The 17,145-nt window shown below is 64.8% G+C and carries 14 protein-coding genes; 4 read left to right on the top strand and 10 right to left on the bottom strand.

Translation table 11 applies throughout. The features are described from left to right. Window positions 1-69 precede the first annotated feature (69 nt). Window positions 70-978 (top strand): EamA family transporter, encoded by a 909-nt coding sequence (locus NKH49_RS16305; RefSeq protein ID WP_352926708.1) that lies wholly within the window; start codon window positions 70-72, stop codon window positions 976-978. Here NKH49_RS16305 and NKH49_RS16300 read toward each other — a convergent pair whose 3' ends face one another. Beyond that, entirely contained in the window at window positions 979-1,878 is a 900-nt protein-coding gene (locus NKH49_RS16300) for a dienelactone hydrolase family protein (RefSeq protein ID WP_352926705.1), read from the bottom strand. A 431-nt stretch (window positions 1,879-2,309) separates the two neighbouring features. Here NKH49_RS16300 and NKH49_RS16295 point away from each other — a divergent pair, with 431 nt between their 5' ends. After that, the gene (locus tag NKH49_RS16295; RefSeq protein WP_023676720.1) at window positions 2,310-2,741 is read left to right on the top strand and encodes a hypothetical protein; all 432 of its coding nucleotides are present in this window, start codon (window positions 2,310-2,312) and stop codon (window positions 2,739-2,741) included. Window positions 2,742-2,751: 10 nt separating this feature from the next. On the opposite strand, the gene NKH49_RS16290 is transcribed toward NKH49_RS16295, so the two are convergent. Next, the gene (locus NKH49_RS16290) at window positions 2,752-5,064 is read right to left on the bottom strand and encodes a glucose/quinate/shikimate family membrane-bound PQQ-dependent dehydrogenase (RefSeq protein WP_352926702.1); all 2,313 of its coding nucleotides are present in this window, start codon (window positions 5,062-5,064) and stop codon (window positions 2,752-2,754) included. A 252-nt stretch (window positions 5,065-5,316) separates the two neighbouring features. Between NKH49_RS16290 and NKH49_RS16285 the strand changes: the two genes are divergently transcribed. Next, the gene (locus NKH49_RS16285) at window positions 5,317-8,040 is read left to right on the top strand and encodes an ATP-dependent helicase (RefSeq protein ID WP_352501036.1); all 2,724 of its coding nucleotides are present in this window, start codon (window positions 5,317-5,319) and stop codon (window positions 8,038-8,040) included. A gap of 12 nt (window positions 8,041-8,052) precedes the next feature. Here NKH49_RS16285 and NKH49_RS16280 read toward each other — a convergent pair whose 3' ends face one another. The 5 genes from NKH49_RS16280 to NKH49_RS16260 form a co-directional block, all read right to left on the bottom strand. Next, on the bottom strand, window positions 8,053-9,102 hold the full coding sequence (locus tag NKH49_RS16280; RefSeq protein WP_352450091.1) for an ABC transporter permease: 1,050 nt from the start codon (window positions 9,100-9,102) through the stop codon (window positions 8,053-8,055). Continuing rightward, complete coding sequence (locus tag NKH49_RS16275) at window positions 9,099-9,896, bottom strand: ATP-binding cassette domain-containing protein (protein WP_352768980.1); 798 nt, start codon at window positions 9,894-9,896, stop codon at window positions 9,099-9,101. The genes NKH49_RS16280 and NKH49_RS16275 overlap by 4 nt, the downstream gene beginning before the upstream one ends. Before the next feature lie 86 nt (window positions 9,897-9,982). Further along, entirely contained in the window at window positions 9,983-10,996 is a 1,014-nt protein-coding gene (locus NKH49_RS16270; RefSeq protein WP_023676725.1) for a substrate-binding domain-containing protein, read from the bottom strand. Between the two features lie 165 nt (window positions 10,997-11,161). Continuing rightward, window positions 11,162-12,067: a sugar phosphate isomerase/epimerase family protein gene (locus NKH49_RS16265; RefSeq protein WP_502907894.1), complete on the bottom strand. Its 906-nt coding sequence runs from the start codon at window positions 12,065-12,067 to the stop codon at window positions 11,162-11,164. Next, on the bottom strand, window positions 12,067-13,101 hold the full coding sequence (locus NKH49_RS16260; protein WP_352926697.1) for a Gfo/Idh/MocA family protein: 1,035 nt from the start codon (window positions 13,099-13,101) through the stop codon (window positions 12,067-12,069). The genes NKH49_RS16265 and NKH49_RS16260 overlap by 1 nt, the downstream gene beginning before the upstream one ends. Before the next feature lie 196 nt (window positions 13,102-13,297). Here NKH49_RS16260 and NKH49_RS16255 point away from each other — a divergent pair, with 196 nt between their 5' ends. Beyond that, window positions 13,298-14,323 carry a LacI family DNA-binding transcriptional regulator gene (locus NKH49_RS16255; protein ID WP_352501039.1) on the top strand — a complete coding sequence of 342 codons (1,026 nt, stop codon included), beginning with the start codon at window positions 13,298-13,300 and terminating at the stop codon, window positions 14,321-14,323. A gap of 10 nt (window positions 14,324-14,333) precedes the next feature. On the opposite strand, the gene NKH49_RS16250 is transcribed toward NKH49_RS16255, so the two are convergent. The 3 genes from NKH49_RS16250 to NKH49_RS16240 are packed head-to-tail and all read right to left on the bottom strand — an operon-like array spanning window position 14,334 to window position 17,132. After that, window positions 14,334-15,251 (bottom strand): ribokinase, encoded by a 918-nt coding sequence (locus NKH49_RS16250; protein WP_352926693.1) that lies wholly within the window; start codon window positions 15,249-15,251, stop codon window positions 14,334-14,336. A gap of 31 nt (window positions 15,252-15,282) precedes the next feature. Continuing rightward, window positions 15,283-16,158: a MurR/RpiR family transcriptional regulator gene (locus tag NKH49_RS16245; protein ID WP_352926690.1), complete on the bottom strand. Its 876-nt coding sequence runs from the start codon at window positions 16,156-16,158 to the stop codon at window positions 15,283-15,285. After that, window positions 16,155-17,132 (bottom strand): ABC transporter permease, encoded by a 978-nt coding sequence (locus NKH49_RS16240; RefSeq protein ID WP_352456543.1) that lies wholly within the window; start codon window positions 17,130-17,132, stop codon window positions 16,155-16,157. The genes NKH49_RS16245 and NKH49_RS16240 overlap by 4 nt, the downstream gene beginning before the upstream one ends. Window positions 17,133-17,145: the final 13 nt, after the last annotated feature.

Below are 17,145 nucleotides of genomic sequence, written 5' to 3'. Positions count from 1 at the left end.
AAAGGAAATAGGCGCAATGCCCGGCCATCATCCATATCAACGGCAAAAATCGCCTGCGATACTGATCCCATGCAAGATCGGACGCAAGCCCCCGCAGCAAGTCCGGCACTCGCCGGCCCCGCCTTTACCCTGGCAAACGCGGTCCCGCCGCATCTCTGGTTCGGCGTCAGCGCCGTGTTCCACTATCTCGGACCGGCCTTCGCGGTGCTGCTGTTCCCGCATGTCGGCGTGCTCGGCATGGCTTGGCTGCGCATCGCCACCGCGGCACTCGTCTTTGCCCCATTGACCCGGCCATGGGCGGTCTTCGCCCGCGCCGATCGCGCGACGCGGTTGCTGCTTGTGGCTTTCGGCGTCTGCCTTGGGGTGATGAATTGCTCGTTTTACCTGGCGCTCGACCGGCTGCCGATCTCGCTGGTGGCGGCGATCGAATTCGTCGGCACCATCGCCGTTGCGCTTGTTGGCCTCAGAAGCCCGCGCAATCTCGCCGCCCTCGCAATCGCTGTCGCCGGCACCCTGCTGCTGATCGACGTCAAATGGTCGAGCGATCCCGTCGGCCTGTTCTGGGCCTTCCTCAACGGCACGCTGTTCGTTGGCTACATCGTGCTCGGCCACCGCGTCGCGCGCGGCGGCGCCGGCGACGGCATCGCCGGGCTGGGTGCCGCCATGGCGGTCGCCCTTCTCGTCGTTCTGCCGATCGGTTTCGCCGATGCTCTGCCGGCTTTCTCGGCGCCGCCGCTGCTGCTTGCGGGGGTCGGCGTCGGCATATGCTCGTCGGTCATTCCCTATATTTGCGACCAGCTTGCCATGTCGCGGCTGCCGCGCTCCAGCTTCGCGCTGATGCTGTCTTTGCTGCCGGTCACCGCGACGTTGATCGGCGTCATTGTGCTGCGGCAGGTGCCGAGCCTCACCGACTGCATCGGCATCGCGCTGGTGGTGGCCGGCGTCGCCCTTCACAAACCGGCGCCGGCGGCCACCTGATCAGGCCAGCTTCTCCTTGAGGAAAGCGATCGTCCGGCCCCAGGCGAGGTCAGCCGCCTTCTTGTCGTAGCGGGCCGCCGACGTGTCGTTGTTGAAGGCATGGTTGGCGCCTTCATAGACATAGACCGAGTATTCGACATGATCCGCGTCGAGTGCCTTCTTGAAGGCATCGATGCCTGCATTGGTGCGGGTGTCGAGCCCGGCATAATGCAGCATGAGCGCGGCCTTGATCTTCGGCACGTCCTCGGCCTGTGGCTGCATGCCGTAATAGGCGACGGCGGCGGCGAGGTCCGGCGCGTTGACGGCCAGCATGTTCACCGTGCCGCCGCCCCAGCAGAAGCCGACAGCGCCGACCTTGCCGTTGCCGTCCTTGTAGCCTTTGAGGTAGGCGACGGTTGCCACGGCATTGGCGGCGACCTGTGCTGGATCGAGCTGGGAAAACAGGTCACGTGCCCTGTTTTCATCGTCCGGCGTGCCGCCGAGCGGTGTCATGAAGTCCGGCGCAAGCGCCACGAACCCTTCCAGCGCCACGCGCCGCGCCACATCGCGAATATGCGGGTTGAGACCCCTGTTCTCGTGCACCACGATGACGGTGCCAAGCTTGCCGGTCTGGTCCGCCGGCCTGACCAGATAGCCCTTCATCTCGCCGGCGCTGCCGGGATAGCTGATGTCCTTGGCTTTCACCCGCGGATCGTCTTCCGCCACGATTGCCGCCTGGGCCGAGTTCGCCGCCAGCAGCGGCGCGATCGCGGCAGCTGCCGCACCCGATCCGGCAAGCCTGGTCAATTGCTCCATGAAGCGCCGCCGGTCGAGCGTCAGATGCGTGTATTCGTCATAGGCGTCGATCATCGCCTGGGTAATGACAGGCTCGGCGGCAATGGGTCCGGCAGGTGTTGTCATGGCGCGCTCCTCGTCGGCGCCCCCCGCGGCAACATAGAGCCGAAGCTTGCCTGGTCCAGTCACGGCTGAGTGAGGCTGCCATAAGTCCCTGCACGAGGCCGTGATGCCGCGCGCCGCACTGTCGTTAAATTTTGGTCCTTTGTGGCAATGCTAAATGCACGCACCACGATGTAAAAAGAAGTTACCGGGCTATGCCTCACTCGGGCCATTTGGCGAACGAGAATGGCCATTTGGCGGGAAAAGAATGCCTGATTGACGACGAAGGAATATGCCATGACCTTTCCCTCCCCGCTTCTGGCAAGTGGGTTCGCCCTCGCCGCTATGGCTTTGCTGGCGCTGCGGTTCACTGCCTTCACCGCATTCAAACGATCGTTGATCAAAATCCGCGCCACCGGCACCCGCCCGCAAACACCAAAGCCTGAGGAAAGGTCATGGACGTTCAGGACATCATCAACACCGTCTCCCAGAAATCCGGTCTCAACCAGGCTTTGACGGAAAAGATCGCCGGCACGATTTTCTCGGTGCTCGAACACGAGGCGGAAGGCACGACTCTGTCCAGCTTCTTCGCCAAGATCCCGGGAGCCGACGCCCTGGCCAAGCAATATGATGTCATGGCTCCCGGCGCAGCTTCCGGTGGTGGCCTCCTGTCCTCGCTGGAGGGCGCGCTCGGTGGCGCTCTCGGCGAAAAGACCGGCGCGCTGATCAACGGGGTCGCCATACTCAAGGCATCAGGCCTTACGCTCGCACAGATCAGCCAGGCCGGCACGATGCTGGTCCAGCAGGCCGAGACAGCCGCCGGCCCGCAGCTGACCAGTGAGGTACTTGCATCGGTACCCGACCTGAAAGGGCATCTCGGGCTCTGAAGGAACTTCTCTATTTCGGCAGCGTATAGGCCATCACATAGTCGCCCGGCTTGGTACCGACCGAGCCGTGGCCGCCGGCAACGATGACGACCAACTGGCGCCCGTCGGCTACCGTGTAGGTCATCGGTGTCGACTGCCCGCCCGCCGGCAGCCGCGCCTGCCAGAGCTGTTTGCCGGTCGTCAGGTCATAAGCGCGCACATAGTCGTCGACCGCCGCACCGAGGAAGGCGACGCCGCCGGCAGTGATCATCGGCCCGCCAATGCCGGGCACGCCGACCTTGAACGGCAGCGGCAATGGCGTCATGTCGTAGACGGTGCCGTTGCGATGCTTGTAGACGATCTTGCCGGTCCGAAGGTCGGCACCCGCCACATAGCCCCAGGGCGGCGCCTGGCAGGGAATGCCGAGCGGCGACAGGAACGGCTTCAATATCACTGCGTAAGGCGCACCGTCATTGCGGTTCAGGCCTTGTTCGCTGCCCTTGGTGTCGCCGGGCGGCGGCACGTCGGCGCGCGGCACCAGCTTGGAGATGAACGCCAGGTATGTCGGCATGCCGAACATCACCTGCCGGACCGGATCGACTGCCACGCCGCCCCAGTTGAAGGTGCCGAAATTGCCGGGGTAGATCAGCGAGCCCTGCAGCGACGGCGGCGTATAGCGGCCCTCATAGCGCAACTTCCGGAGCTCGATCCGGCAGGCCAGCTGGTCGAACATGGTGATGCCCCACATGTCGGCGCCGGTCAGCGGTTTCGGACTGAAGCTGAGATCCGAGACCGGCTGCGTCGGCGAGGTATGGTCGCCTTCGATCGCGCCGCCCGGCGCCGGCACTTCCTTGACCGGAACGATCGGCTCGCCGCTGCGCCGGTCGAGCACATAGAGGTCGCCCTGCTTGGTCGGCCCGACCAGCGCCGGCACCACGCCACTTTCCGTGGTGATGTCGACCAGCGTCGGCTGCGCCGGCACGTCCATGTCCCAGAGATCGTGGTGCACGGTCTGCCGCACCCAGCGCAATTGTCCGCTGTTGAGATCGAGCGCGGTGATCGAAGAGGAGAATTTCTCGTCATTGGCGCTGCGTCCGGCACCGAGTTGGTCCGGCGTCTTGTTGCCGAGCGGCACATAAAGCAGCCCGAGCTTCTCGTCGACGCTCGCCGTCGACCACATGTTGGGTGAGTTGTTGGTGTAGGTCTGGTCCGGCGGCAGCGGCGTCGTCTGGTCCGGATTGCCGGAATCCCAATTCCACAACAGCGCGCCGGTGTCGGCATCGTAGGCACGGATGACCCCGGACGGCTCCTGCGTCGAATAATTGTCGTTGACCGCGCCGCCGACGATGATCTTGTTGGCGACGATCAGCGGCGCCGAGGTCGAATAATAATAGCCCGGCTTCGGATATGGCATGTTGGCGAGCAGGTTCAGCGTGCCGCCTTCGGCGAAATTCGGGCAGACCTGGCCATTCGCCGCATCGAGCGCGATCAGCCGGGCGTCGGATGTCGGCAAGTAGATGCGTGTGGCGCAGGGCTGGCCAGCGGCGACCTTGGCATCGGCATAATAGGACACGCCGCGGCAGGTCTGGTGCTGGCGGTCCTTGTTGAGCTTGACCTGCGGATCGAAGCGCCATTTCTCCTTACCGCTCGCGGCATCGATGGCGATGGCGAAATTATGCGGCGTGCAGATGTAGAGCGTGTCGGCGATTTTTAGCGGCGTCACCTGATAGGTCGTCTCGGCGATGTCGCCGGGCCCTTTCACGTCGCCGGTGCGATAGGTCCAGGCCGGCTGCAGATTGGCAACGTTTTCGGCGGTGATCTGGTCGAGCGGCGAATAGCGCTGGCCATATTGCGTGCGACCGTAATAGTGCCATTCGCCAGCCGGCACGTTGCCGCCGAGATCGGCCGTCGGCGTCACCTTGTCGGTGTTGAGTTCACCCGCAATATCCTTTGGATCGGTCGTCATCGAATAGCCGGCGACGGCAAGCGAGGCCAGCACGGCGAGGATCAGCGGCGCGCGTCCGTCGGGACCGGTAAGCCCGCGCCGCGCCCATGGCGTCAACAGCCACAGCGCGACAAGCACGATGATGCCGCCGCGCGGGCCGAGCTCCCACCAGTCGAAGCCGATCTCCCAGACCGCCCAGGCGAGCGTGCCGAGCACGATCGCCGCGTAGAGCCACAGCGCCGTGGATCTGCGCCTGTAGAGCAGCCAGGCCGCGACAAGGAAAGCTAGACCGACGATGACGTAGTACCAGCTGCCGCCCAGCGTCACGAGCCAGATGCCGCCGCCGCCAATCGCCAGGCCGATGAGGAAAAGGATCAGGGAGGTGATGACCACAGCCAAGACGGTGCTCCTTCGACTGGTGCGCTCCGCGACGCGTCCATGGGCAACCCCGCATTGCGTTCCTGCCCCCACGCAACTTTCTCCGGCCCGCTTCCCCTGTCAAGCAAGCTCGGCGTTTTACGGTGCCGGCCCATCGCAAGCCCGGCGTTTTGGTTAGCAGACCCATTCAGATTGTGAGTCTACCGACTGGACAGAGAACAAAACGGAGACACTTCTGGCCTTTCGCTGCCGAATCACTACATTCGGGGGGAGATGTCCGGCTTTTCGGAAGACATGCCCTTTTTTGACGAACCGAACGCGCGGCCCGTGGCCCCGTCGGGCATTGCCGCGCGCGCCATGGCTGCTCGCAGCAACCAGAACAACGCGCCCGATTATCTCAACGGCCTCAACCCCGAGCAGCGGCTGGCGGTGGAAACCACCGAAGGCCCGGTGCTGGTGCTGGCCGGCGCCGGCACCGGCAAAACGCGCGTCCTGACCACCCGCATCGCCCACATCCTTGCCACCGGCAAGGCTTTCCCCTCGCAGATCCTCGCCGTCACCTTCACCAACAAGGCGGCGCGCGAGATGAAGCAGCGCATCGGCCTGTTGATCGGTGAAGGCAATGTCGAGGGCATGCCGTGGCTCGGCACCTTCCACTCGATTGGAGTGAAGCTGCTGCGCAGACATGCCGAGCTGGCCGGGCTCAAATCCGACTTCACCATTCTCGACACGGATGATGTCGTGCGCCTGATCAAGCAGCTTATCCAGGCCGAAGGGCTGGACGACAAGCGCTGGCCGGCCAAGCAGTTCGCCCAGATGATCGACGGCTGGAAGAACAAGGGCCTTGGCCCCGCCGACATCCCCGAGGGCGATGCCCGTGCCTTCGCCAACGGCAAGGGCCGCGAGCTCTACAAGGCCTATCAGGAGCGGCTGAAAACGCTGAACGCTTGCGACTTCGGCGATCTCCTGTGCCATCCGATCCGCATCTTCCGCGCCAATCCGGACGTGCTGAAGGAATACCACAAGCGCTTCCGCTACATCCTCGTCGACGAATATCAGGACACCAACACCGCCCAGTACATGTGGCTGCGGCTGCTGGCACAGCGGCCGCAATCCTCCCCCCTTGAGGGGGAGGTGCCCGCGAAGCGGGCGGAGGGGGTTGCCGCAGAAGGCACCGCTAGAGCGTCGAGCACTGCCGCCGGTAGGTCAAGCACTGCCGCACGGACCCCACCCGACCGGGCTTCGCCCGGCCACCCTCCCCTCAAGGGGGAGGGAAGCCCGCGCCTGTCCACCGTAAATATCTGCTGCGTCGGCGACGACGACCAGTCGATCTATGGCTGGCGCGGCGCCGAGGTCGACAACATCCTGCGCTTCGACAAGGATTTCCCCGGCGCCACCATCATCCGGCTGGAGCGCAACTATCGCTCGACCGCGCACATCCTCGGCACCGCCTCCCACCTCATCGCCCACAATGAGGGCCGTTTCGGCAAGACGCTGTTCACCGAAAAGATCGCCGAGGACGACGAGAAGGTGCATGTCCACGCCGCCTGGGATTCCGAGGAGGAGGCCCGCGCCGTCGGCGAGACCATCGAGGCCTATCAGCGCCAGAAGCACAATCTCAACGACATGGCGATCCTCGTCCGCGCCTCCTTCCAGATGCGCGAATTCGAGGACCGCTTCGTCACGCTCGGCCTCAACTACCGCGTCATCGGCGGCCCGCGCTTCTACGAGCGTCTCGAAATCCGCGATGCGCTGGCCTTCTTCCGCGTCGTCGCGCAAGGCGCCGACGACCTCGCCTTCGAGCGCATCGTCAACGTGCCGAAGCGCGGCCTTGGCGAGGCCACCATCCGCCAGATCCACGACACCGCACGCGCCCTGCGCATCCCGATGCTGGAGGCGGCGGCAAAACTCGCCGAAAGCGACGAGTTGAAGCCGAAGCCGCGCGCCGCACTGCGCGAGGTATCGGCCAATTTCGAGCGCTGGCAGAAGGCGCTGGAAACCACGCCGCACACCGAGCTCGCCGAGACCATTCTCGAGGAGAGCGGCTACACCGACATGTGGAAGAACGACCGCTCGGTTGAAGCGCCCGGCCGGCTCGAGAACTTAAAAGAACTGATCCGCTCCATGGAGGAGTACGAATCGCTGCGCTCCTTCCTCGAACACGTCGCACTCGTCATGGACGCCGAGCAGAACGCCGAGCTCGACGCCGTTAACATCATGACGCTGCATTCGGCCAAGGGCCTCGAATTCGAGACCGTTTTTCTCCCTGGTTGGGAGGAAGGTCTTTTTCCGCACCAGCGCTCGCTCGACGAGGGTGGCCGCTCCGGGCTGGAGGAGGAGCGCCGGCTTGCCTATGTCGGCTTGACCCGCGCCAAGAAGAACCTGCACATCTGGTTCGTCTCCAACCGCCGCATCCACGGCCTCTGGCAGTCGACCATCCCGTCACGCTTCCTCGACGAGTTGCCGGAAGCCCATGTCGAGGTCGCCGAGAGCGGCAACAGCTACGGCGGTTACGGCAATTCCTACGGCGGCGGCTCGTTCGCCTCCGGTCGCGGCGGCCAAGGGGCAGGCAGGCAGAACCCCTATGGAGCATCGCGCTTCGACAACATTGGCGGCAATAACGGTGCTGAAAAATCCGGCGCTTTCTCCAGCACCTATGCGACACCGGGCTGGCAGCGCGCCCAAGCCAACCGCACCGAGGCCACCGACCGCAATTGGGGCACGCGCTCCGGCCACCAGGTCGAGCGCATCGGCTATGGCGAAACCGACTCCGGCTACGGCGCCGGCCGCACCTCGGTCAAGGGCCGCACAATCGACGGCGAGCTGGTCGCCAAATCCGTCGCCGACACGCCGTCCCCCTTCAGCGTCGGCGACCGCGTCTTCCACCAGAAATTCGGCAACGGCAACATCTCGGCCATCGAAGGCAACAAGCTGACCATCGACTTCGACAAAGCCGGCCAGAAACGCGTGCTGGACGGGTTTGTCACCGGGGTGTGAGGCCGCCGGGCGCTAGCGATACCGCGCCTGGTTCCACTTATGGCCGAGCAGCGACAGGATGATGATCAGGCCGTTGAAGAACTGGACATAGAAGCCGCTCAGGCCTGCCGCCACCACGCCGGTCTGGATGAACGAGACGGTGACCGCGCCGATCGCGCCGCCGACAACAGTGCCGATGCCGCCCCAGGTCGGGGTGCCGCCGACGAACACCGATGCCAGCACCGGCAGCAGGTATCCGTCGCCCGCCGTCGGCCACCAGGTGAAGTTGATCATCACCGAGAACGTGCCGGCGATCGCCGCGCCGATACCGACGAAGACGAACACTTTCACCCGCACGCGCTTGACGTCGATACCCATCTGCTGGGCGCTGTCGGGATTGTCGCCGACCACCTTGACCTGCGCGCCGAAGCGATGGCGGTTGTAAAGCAGCGCCGACAGCACGACGAAGCCGATGGCCCAGAAGATCTGCACCGGAATGCCGTAAAGCTGGCTGGAGAAGATCTTGTAGGCCCAGCTGTCGGCAAGGCCGGTCAGCGCCGTCGACCTGCCCTCGTTGATGATCTGGATCAGGCCGCGCAGCAGGAAATTCATGCCGAGCGTGGCGATCAGCGACGACAGCCCGCCATAGACGACCAGCGAGCCGACCAGGAAGCCGAGCAGCATGCCGGTGACGATTGCGGCGGCGATGCCGAGGAACGGGTCGTAGCCAGCCTGCACGACCAGCGCAAACACCCAGGAGGCAAAGCCCATCGTCGCCGGAAACGACAGGTCGATCTCGCCGCAGGTGACGACGAAGACCAGCGGCACCACCACGAACAGCGCCACCGGCAGCGTGGTGAGTACGGAGCTGTAGAGATACCAGGTGGTGAACACAATCGGGTTGGCGATCATGAACACCGCCATCATGACGATGAACACGGCAAGCGTGCCGAGCGCGGCGCGGTTGTCGAGGATGAACCCGCGCAGCCAGTTGTCGGACGGGTGTCTCCACTCTTTCCCGGCGGCCTCATTATGCGTGCCGCCGAGGGGGCTCTGCAGATCGGGTTCCATGGTCTTGCTCATCGTGCCGCCCTCCCCGCATCGCCCGCGTCGTGCAACCCCGGCAATCCGCTGGGGTGGGCGACGTCTTCCATGAAATTGATCAGGTCTTCGGCCGATTTGACCTCGCTGCGGTCGGCGCTGAGCGCGACCTTGCCGCGGTCCAGCACCACGAAGCGATCGGCGATATCGAAGACGTGGTGGATGTTGTGGCCGATGAACAGGATCGAGCGCCCGCTCGCCCGCACCTGGCGCACGAAGTGGAAGACCTTGGCGGTCTCGGTCAGCGATAGCGCGGTCGTCGGTTCGTCGAGGACTATCAGCTCCGCCTTCTTATAGATGGCCCGCGCGATCGCCACGCCCTGTCGTTCGCCGCCCGAGAGCTGGCCGACGATCGACTGTGGCGTGAACACTTTCGAGGTGAAGCCGATCTCGCGCATCAGCCGGCTCGCCTCCGCGATCTCCTTGTTGACCTTCAGCCAGCCAAGCCAGCCGGTGAGCTCGCGGCCCATGAAGATGTTGCGCACGATCGTCTGCTGCACAGCGAGCGCCCGGTCCTGGAACACCGTCTCGATGCCGGCGTCGCGCGAGCGCGCAGGGCTCCATCCGGTCACCGGCTTGCCGCGGACGAGAATCTCGCCGCTAGTCGGTTTGACCACGCCGGACAGGATCTTGATCAGCGTCGACTTGCCGGCGCCATTGTCGCCGATCAGGCCGACCACCTCGCCTCGATCGACGCTGAGATTGACCCCGCCAAGCGCATAGACCTGGCCATAGGACTTGCTGATGTCGCGCAGTTCGATAATGCGTTCGGCCATGGCGATCCTCGCTTGATTGTCGCGTGCCGGCCTTTTCGCCGGCGGTCCCGCCGGCCGGGCTCGATCCCGGCCGGCGGCTTGGGAGGTCAGCGCAGCGCCTGCTTGGCGAGCTCGGCGACGATCTCGTAATTCTGCGGCGTGACGAAGCCGGCGCCGGTATCGACATTCATCGGTGCGAGACCCAGCACAACCTGCTGGCAGAGGCTGAGGATCGGCAGATAGCCCTGCAGGAACGGCTGCTGGTCGGCCGTCAGTTGCACCCAGCCGCCCTTGAAGCCCTCGACGATCTGCGGGCTGGTGTCGAAGCCGAAGTTGAAGATATCGCCCGGCTTCCTGCCCGCCGCCTGCATGTAAGTCGGGACGTTGCCCAGCATCTGTCCGCCGGGATAGCCAACCGCCTTGACGTCGGGGTTGTTGAGCAGTGCCGCGGTGATCACCGGAAGGGCCAGATTTGGGTCGGAAGCCCATTCGCCGCTCGGTGGCGAGGAGAGCTGTATGACCTCGACGCCCGCTTCCTTGAGGGCAGCGACAGTGCCGCGTTCTCGCGCGCCGCGGCTCTCGTTCTCGAACGGGCCGATCATGATTGCCTTGTCGCCGGCCTTGAGCCCGGCCAGCTTGACCGCCTCGGCGCCAAGCGCGCGGCCCTGCTGCTCCTGCTGGGCACCGACATAGCCGCCGCCGAACGCCGCCGTGACCGTCGGCACCGGCACGTTCTGGTACATCATCTTGATGCCGTCCTTGTGCGCCTGTTCGGCCAGCGGCATGATCGCGGCGTCGCCGGGGTGGCCCATCATGGCGATGCCTTGGGGCTTGACCGCGACAGCCTCGCGCAATTGCTGCACCATCTTCTCGACATCCCACTGGGAAAAGATGTAGTCGACCTTCGGCCCGAGATCGGCCGCCGCCTGCTTGGCACCATTATAGACGATCGTGCCGAAGGCATCGCCCTCGGCGCCGCCGACGAAGAAACGGATATGGACATCCTTGCACCACTGGGCATCGAGCGCCTGCGCCGGCAAGGTCGAGAGTGCGGCGGCGAGCGCCATCGCGGCCGCCGCGACGGTCGAGCGCAGAACTGTCCTTCTCATCGTAATGCTCATGCACTTATCCTCCCTTTGTTCCCTCGCTAGCCGAGGGGTTTTGACGATCGCTTCGGCATTGCGCCGCAATCTTTCGCTGGCCGGCACCTCCCGCCGGCTTGTCCTGTTTTTATGTATGCCGTTATCGCAAAACCGCTGGGCACTTTTGCGCGACATGCATTAGCCTCACACCGGGTTCGGCAGGTAGCTCGCGCCTCCCCGGCATTGTTGGAGATAATCCAGTGCCCGCGCCTGGCCGGTGATCTCAAGATCGCCGCGGTAGACGGGGTCGTGCCAGCCCTCGATGTCGATGGCGCCCTTGTAGCCGGCCAGCCGCAGCTCGCTGATCACCCGCGTCCAGTCGCTATCGCCGAAGCCAGGGGTGCGCATCTGCACGAACGGCAGGCGGCCAAACACGCCATGTTCGCGGATCACGTCCCAGCGCACCGTCGCGTCCTTGCCGTGGACGTGGAAGATACGCGGCGCCCATTTGCGGATCTGCGGGATCGGATCGATCAGATAGACCAGCTGGTGGCAGGGCTCCCACTCCAGGCCGAGATTGTCGTCCGGCAATTCGTTGAACATCAGCTCCCAGGCGTCCGGATTGTGGGCGATGTTCCAGTCGCCGCTGGCCCAGTTGCCGTCCATGGCGCAGTTCTCGAAGGCGATGCGCACGCCCTTGTCGGCGGCCCGCTTTGCCAGCTTCCCCCAGACCTCGCGGAAGCGCGGCAGGCTGTCGGGCAGCGGCTTGCCGCGGATGCGGCCGGTAAAGCCGCTGACCACATTGGTGCCGAACAGATGCGCGTTGTCGATGATCGTTTCCCACGCCTCGAGCACGCCGCGATCGACTTCACCGCTCTCCAGCGGGTTGCCGAACACGCCGATTGACGAGACGACGACATCGGCATCGCCGATCGCCTCGCGGATCTCGCCTGCCAGCCGTGGAATGTCCTTGCCGCCCAGCGTCTGCCAGAAGAACGGCTGGATGCTCTCGAAGCCGAGCGGCAGGATCTGCCTGACATAGGCGGCCGGGTCGTCGAGATTGGCCCGCACCATTGTGCCGATCCTGATGTCGAGCAGCGGGTTTGGCATCATGATCCCTCCTGTTGAGCGATAGCGACCCGGCGCCCGGTCTCGGCGCTCTCGATCGCAGCGAAAACCATGGCCAGGCTCTTGATGTTGTCGGCGCCGCGCGTCTCCGGCTCGGTGCCGGTCTCGACGGCGCGGACGAAATCCTGGATGATGCCGAGATGGCCGCCGACGCGATCTGCCGGGTCGAGCGGCGGCACGGCTATCGATTCGGTGCGGTCGAACAGGCCTTCACGGACCGGCCGCACGACTTCCGCCTTCAACCCGTCCGCGCCGTCCCAGACAATGCTGCCGCGCTCGGCGACGATCCTCCATGTACTGTCCCAGCTGGTACGGAAGCCGGCCGCGCACCAGCTGCCGGCATAGGTGAACAGCTTGCCGCCGCCGAGGTCGAAGCTTGCAGTTGCCGACGACCCTTGCCGATACCAGGAATTGACCGGCTCCCACTCCTGGCAATAGACGCCGGCCGGTTCGCCGGCCACCATGTAGCGGGCTGCATCGAATGTGTGGATCGCCATATCGAGCAGCAGCACATGGCGCATCTCTTCGCGAAAACCGCCGAAATGCGGCGCAACGAAGAAATCGGCGTGGATGCTGGTTGGCGCACCAATGGCGCCGGAATCGAGAAAGCGCCGGATGCGCCTGACGTTGGCGACATAGCGGCGGTTCTGCACGACGGCATGGATGCGGCCGGCGCTGCGGGCCGCCTCGACAATGGCACGCGCATTGTCCGGGCTATCGGCCAGCGGCTTTTCGGTCAAGAGATGGCAATGGTGGGCAAAGGCGGAAAGCGCGACCTCGCGGCGGGCGGCGGGAACCACGACGTCGAATACCGCGTCGGGCCTGGTCTGGTCGAGCACGGCGTCGAGGTCGGTTCCGATGACGGCGCTCGAAAGCTCGTATTCGCGCGCCCTTGCCCGCGCCCTTTCGGCGTCGAGATCAACCAGGCCGACAATGGCGAGCCCGTCGATCTGCTTGGCCGCATCGAGCCAGGCTTTGCTCATCGCGCCGCAGCCGACCAGGACGACATTGATCATCCAGCACTCCTCCCTCTCGGACCCTCCAGACCGATCGTCACGGCGTTCACGGCAGGGCCGCAAACGTTTCTTCCGTAAACGTTTACGAGAACACACCCGATGGCGTAGAATGTCAATTGGCCGATAGCGAAAAACGTGATGCCGGCTTGGCCTGAAGAGCGGCCGGTGCTAGCCAAGCAAGGGGGAGAACTGTCCTTTGGCGTCCAGTATTCACGACCTTGCGCGTCACCTGAATATTTCCATCGGCACGGTGTCGCGCGCGCTCAACGGCCGCGCCGACGTCAATGCCGACACACGCCAGCGCGTGCTCGATGCGGCCAAGAAGCTGAACTATTCACCGAACCAGTCCGGCCGCAGCCTGCGGCGCGGCGCCACCCATTCGATCGCCTTCATGCTGCAGCCGCATCCGGGCGACCAGGAATATGGCGAGCCGTTCTTCATTCCGTTCCTGACCGGGTTGCAGGCCAAGCTCGCCGAAAGCGGCCTTGACCTGATCGTAGTGATGGGCGCGCCGGGCGACTATCAGCAGGAGCGCCTGCGCCGTGTCGTCGAGACGCGGCGGGCCGATGCGGTGGTGCTGGCCTGGACGCGGCGCGAGGACGAGCGCATCGACTATCTGACCCAGGCCGGTTTCCCGTTCGCGACGCTCGGCCGCAGCCGCTCCGGCGGCGATGCCTATCCCTCGCTCGACCTCGATTTCGAAAAAGCCGGGGCTGACGCGGTCGATCGTCTCGTCGCGCGCGGTCATCGCCGCATCGCCGCCATCCGCCCGTCGCTCGACCTCAATTTCGGCTATCTGTTCCTCGCCGGCTATCGCAAGGCGTTGCGGCGGCACGGCATCGAATTCGACCCCGAGTTGATCGCCGACGGCTTCATCAACGAGGCCGGCGGCTACGCGGTGACGCCGAAGGTCATGCGCTCCAAGGACCCGCCGACGGCCATCATCTTCAACAATGATGCGATGGCGCTTGGCGGCTGCAAGGCTCTGGCCGAGGCGGGCATCAGGCCCGGCCACGACGTTGCGGTGATCGTCATCGTCGACACCCCGCTCTGCCGCTATTTTTCGCCGGCGCTGACCGGCTTCCGCCCGGCGCTTGAGCCGATGGGCGAGCGGTTGGCCGAAATGCTGCTGGCATCGATCCCGGCTTACGCCGGCGCCGAAGGCGCACGCATCATCCGTGAAGTCTGGCCACTGGAACTGATCGCGCGCGACAGCGATTGAATCGCGGCGGTCACTGAGCAGGCTCAGATTGATCAAGACCCCCGCGCTCGCGCTCCGGCGTTGCGACCAGCGAGGCAGCGGCGGCATTGGCGGCGGCAAGTGCCGCCTCGACGGGCTCTCCACGCGCAAGCCACGCCGCAAAGGCGCCGACGAATTCATCACCGGCACCGTGGGTGCTGACCACCTCCACCGGCATCGCCGGCAAGGCGAATGCCTGGCCGTTGCGGTCGCGATAGGCAACGCCCTCGCCGCCGGCCGTGACGATTGCAGCCGGATAGGAACCGACGAGTATGCCGGCCGCCTTCGCAGCACCCTCGAGCGTGTCGACGACCGGAACGCCGGCCAGGAACTCCGCCTCGATGGCGTTGACGATGACAATGTCGGTCAGCGCGATCAGTTCGGCTGTCAGCTTTCGCGCCGGCGCCGCATTGAGAACGACGCGGCCGCCATGCGCCTTCACCGCTCGCGCCGCGGCAATGTTGGCGGCTTCCGGTACCTCGTTTTGCAGCAGCAGAACCGCCGTTTGCGCGATCAACTCGGCCGCCTCAATAATGTCCTTTTCGCCGAGAGTGAGATTGCTGCCCGAGACGATCACCGCGCCATAGTCGCCGCTGTCGTCGAAAATCGCTACGCTCATGCCCGAGCCGGCGCCCGAAACCACTCCCACGAAGCGCTGGTCGACGCCGTTGCGATCAAGATTGTCGAGAAGCGCGCGGCCGAAATCATCGTCGCCGACAGCTCCGATCATCGCCGCATGCACGCCGGCCCGCGCTGCCGACACCGCCTGGTTGCCGCCCTTGCCGCCGCATTTCGGATGCCAGGCATGGCCGGTGACCGTTTCGCCCTTGCGCGGGCGATCGGGGGCTTCGACCATGATATCGTAATGCAGGCTGCCGAATACGGTCACCAGCGGCGGAGGAGCCGTCATGTGCCCCACACCTTCATGAGCCGCTTGCCTTTCATGAGTTCTTGTCTTTCCGTTTCGACGTCACCGCAGACATGGTGCGGCCGAGATTGCGCTCCGCCGCCTGGTAGTCGCGTTGCGCGACCGCGACGAACAGCGCGTCGAGAATGTTGAGCTGGGCAATGCGCGCCGCTGCGTTCTCACCCATCAACGGCGAGCCTTGGGCGGTCGAGCAAAGCACGATGTCGGCGACGGCTGCCAATGGCGAGTTGTCATAGTTGGTGATGGCCAGCGTGCGCGCGCCGCTTTTGCGCGCAAGTTGGATGGCGTCGATAACAGCGCTCGTGTTGCCGGAATGCGAGAAGCCGACGGCGATGTCGTCGGCGCCGAGCAGCGAGGCCGACATCAGCATCATGTGCGAATCGTCATAGACAGAGGTGCGGATGCCGATGCGCAGGAATTTGTGCGAGACGTCGCGTGCGATCTGCGCCGAACCGCCGACGCCGTAGAAATCGCGGTTCCTGGCGCGGTAAAGCAGATCGGCGGCACGGTCGAAATCGTCCATGTCGAGGATGGCGAGCGTCTCCTCCAGCGCCTGGATGGAGGTGCGGAACACCTTCTGCACGATCTCGGCCGAACTGTCGTCCACCGACAGCTCCTGATGCATCTCGGCGGTCGGCAGGCGACTGTATTCATAGACCGCCGTGCGAAAGTCGCGATAGCCGGAAAAACCCAGCTTCTTGGCGATCTTGACCACCATCGCCTCCGACACACCGGCCTCCTCGGCGATCTGCTTGAGCTGTATGGTCTCGTCGAAGCCGCGCCGTCCGAATACGGTTTCAACCACCTTCGCCTCGAGCGGCGTCAGATGCGGCATCATCATGCGAATGCGCGGTCCTACTGCTTTCAGGTCCAGCCCGGTCAAGGTCATCCACGTCCCCTCGTCACGCGATCGATAAGCATCGCGGCGAGGATTATAAGGCCAGTTGCCAGGAGCTGATAGAAGGACTGCACGTTCATCAGCGTCAGGCCGTTGCGCATGCTGCCAAGAATGACGGCACCCAGGATGGTGCCGACGACGCTGCCCTTGCCGCCCATCAGCGAGGCACCGCCAATCGCCGCCGCCGCTATGGCGTCGAGCTCCCAGAGATTGCCGAGAATGGGTTCGGCCGCACCCAGCCGGCCGATCAGGATCTGCGCTGCAAGCGCTGCCAGCAGGCCCGAGATCATATAGGCGGCGATCTTGGTGCGGGCGATCGGCACGCCGGCTATGTAGGCCGCCTCCTCATTGCCGCCGACGGCGAGCAGATATTCGCCAAACGGTGTCTTCTTGAGGATGATCCAGGCAATCAGCGCGACCACGGCCACGATGATGACCGCCAACGGCAATCCGAACAGCGAGCCGTTGAAGATGGCACGGAAGCCGGCAGGCAGGCCGAGCACCGGATTGCCGCCGGTATAGATCAGCGCCAGCGCCCGGTAGGTGCTGAGCGTTCCCAGCGTGACGATGAAGGGCTGCAGCCCGACATAGGCAACCAGCACGCCGTTGAGCAGTCCGCAGGCGAGGCCGATGGCGAAGCCAGCGGCGATGGCCAGCGGAAACGGCACTCCGGCAACCAGCATCGAGGCCGAGATGACCGCCGAAAGGGCTGCCGTCGGCCCGACGGACAGGTCGATGCCGCCCGAGATGATGACCAGCGTCATGCCCAACGCCAGGCAGGCATTGATGCTCGACTGCTGCAGGATGTTGATAAGGTTACGCTCGGCAAAAAAGCCGGGGACCAGCGCCCCGAAGACGGCAAGGATCACCACCAGGCCGATCAGCGTGCCGGCGTCGCGCACGGAAAACCGGTGCAGGAAATCTGCCCTTGGGCGCGCTGCTGTGTGTTGGGTTATATCGGTCATCAGCTGGTCCTGT

Origin of the sequence: Mesorhizobium sp. M1088, assembly GCF_040318575.1 — a bacterium.
In the GTDB taxonomy this organism is placed as follows: domain Bacteria; phylum Pseudomonadota; class Alphaproteobacteria; order Rhizobiales; family Rhizobiaceae; genus Mesorhizobium.
The sequence above is the reverse complement of the archived record's forward strand: the minus strand, read 5'-3'. Positions and strand labels throughout refer to the sequence as shown.

Bases quoted from the DNA above. Each gene is read 5' to 3' on its own strand.
- NKH49_RS16300 (WP_352926705.1), bottom strand. From the start codon at position 1,878: ATGACAACACCTGCCGGACCCATTGCCGCCGAGCCTGTCATTACCCAG.
- NKH49_RS16295 (WP_023676720.1), top strand. From the start codon at position 2,310: ATGGACGTTCAGGACATCATCAACACCGTCTCCCAGAAATCCGGTCTC.
- NKH49_RS16240 (WP_352456543.1), bottom strand. From the start codon at position 17,132: ATGACCGATATAACCCAACACACAGCAGCGCGCCCAAGGGCAGATTTC.
- NKH49_RS16245 (WP_352926690.1), bottom strand. From the start codon at position 16,158: ATGACCTTGACCGGGCTGGACCTGAAAGCAGTAGGACCGCGCATTCGC.
- NKH49_RS16250 (WP_352926693.1), bottom strand. From the start codon at position 15,251: ATGACGGCTCCTCCGCCGCTGGTGACCGTATTCGGCAGCCTGCATTAC.
- NKH49_RS16305 (WP_352926708.1), top strand. From the start codon at position 70: ATGCAAGATCGGACGCAAGCCCCCGCAGCAAGTCCGGCACTCGCCGGC.
- NKH49_RS16275 (WP_352768980.1), bottom strand. From the start codon at position 9,896: ATGGCCGAACGCATTATCGAACTGCGCGACATCAGCAAGTCCTATGGC.
- NKH49_RS16270 (WP_023676725.1), bottom strand. From the start codon at position 10,996: ATGAGCATTACGATGAGAAGGACAGTTCTGCGCTCGACCGTCGCGGCG.
- NKH49_RS16265 (WP_502907894.1), bottom strand. From the start codon at position 12,067: ATGCCAAACCCGCTGCTCGACATCAGGATCGGCACAATGGTGCGGGCC.
- NKH49_RS16260 (WP_352926697.1), bottom strand. From the start codon at position 13,101: ATGATCAATGTCGTCCTGGTCGGCTGCGGCGCGATGAGCAAAGCCTGG.
- NKH49_RS16280 (WP_352450091.1), bottom strand. From the start codon at position 9,102: ATGAGCAAGACCATGGAACCCGATCTGCAGAGCCCCCTCGGCGGCACG.
- NKH49_RS16285 (WP_352501036.1), top strand. From the start codon at position 5,317: ATGTCCGGCTTTTCGGAAGACATGCCCTTTTTTGACGAACCGAACGCG.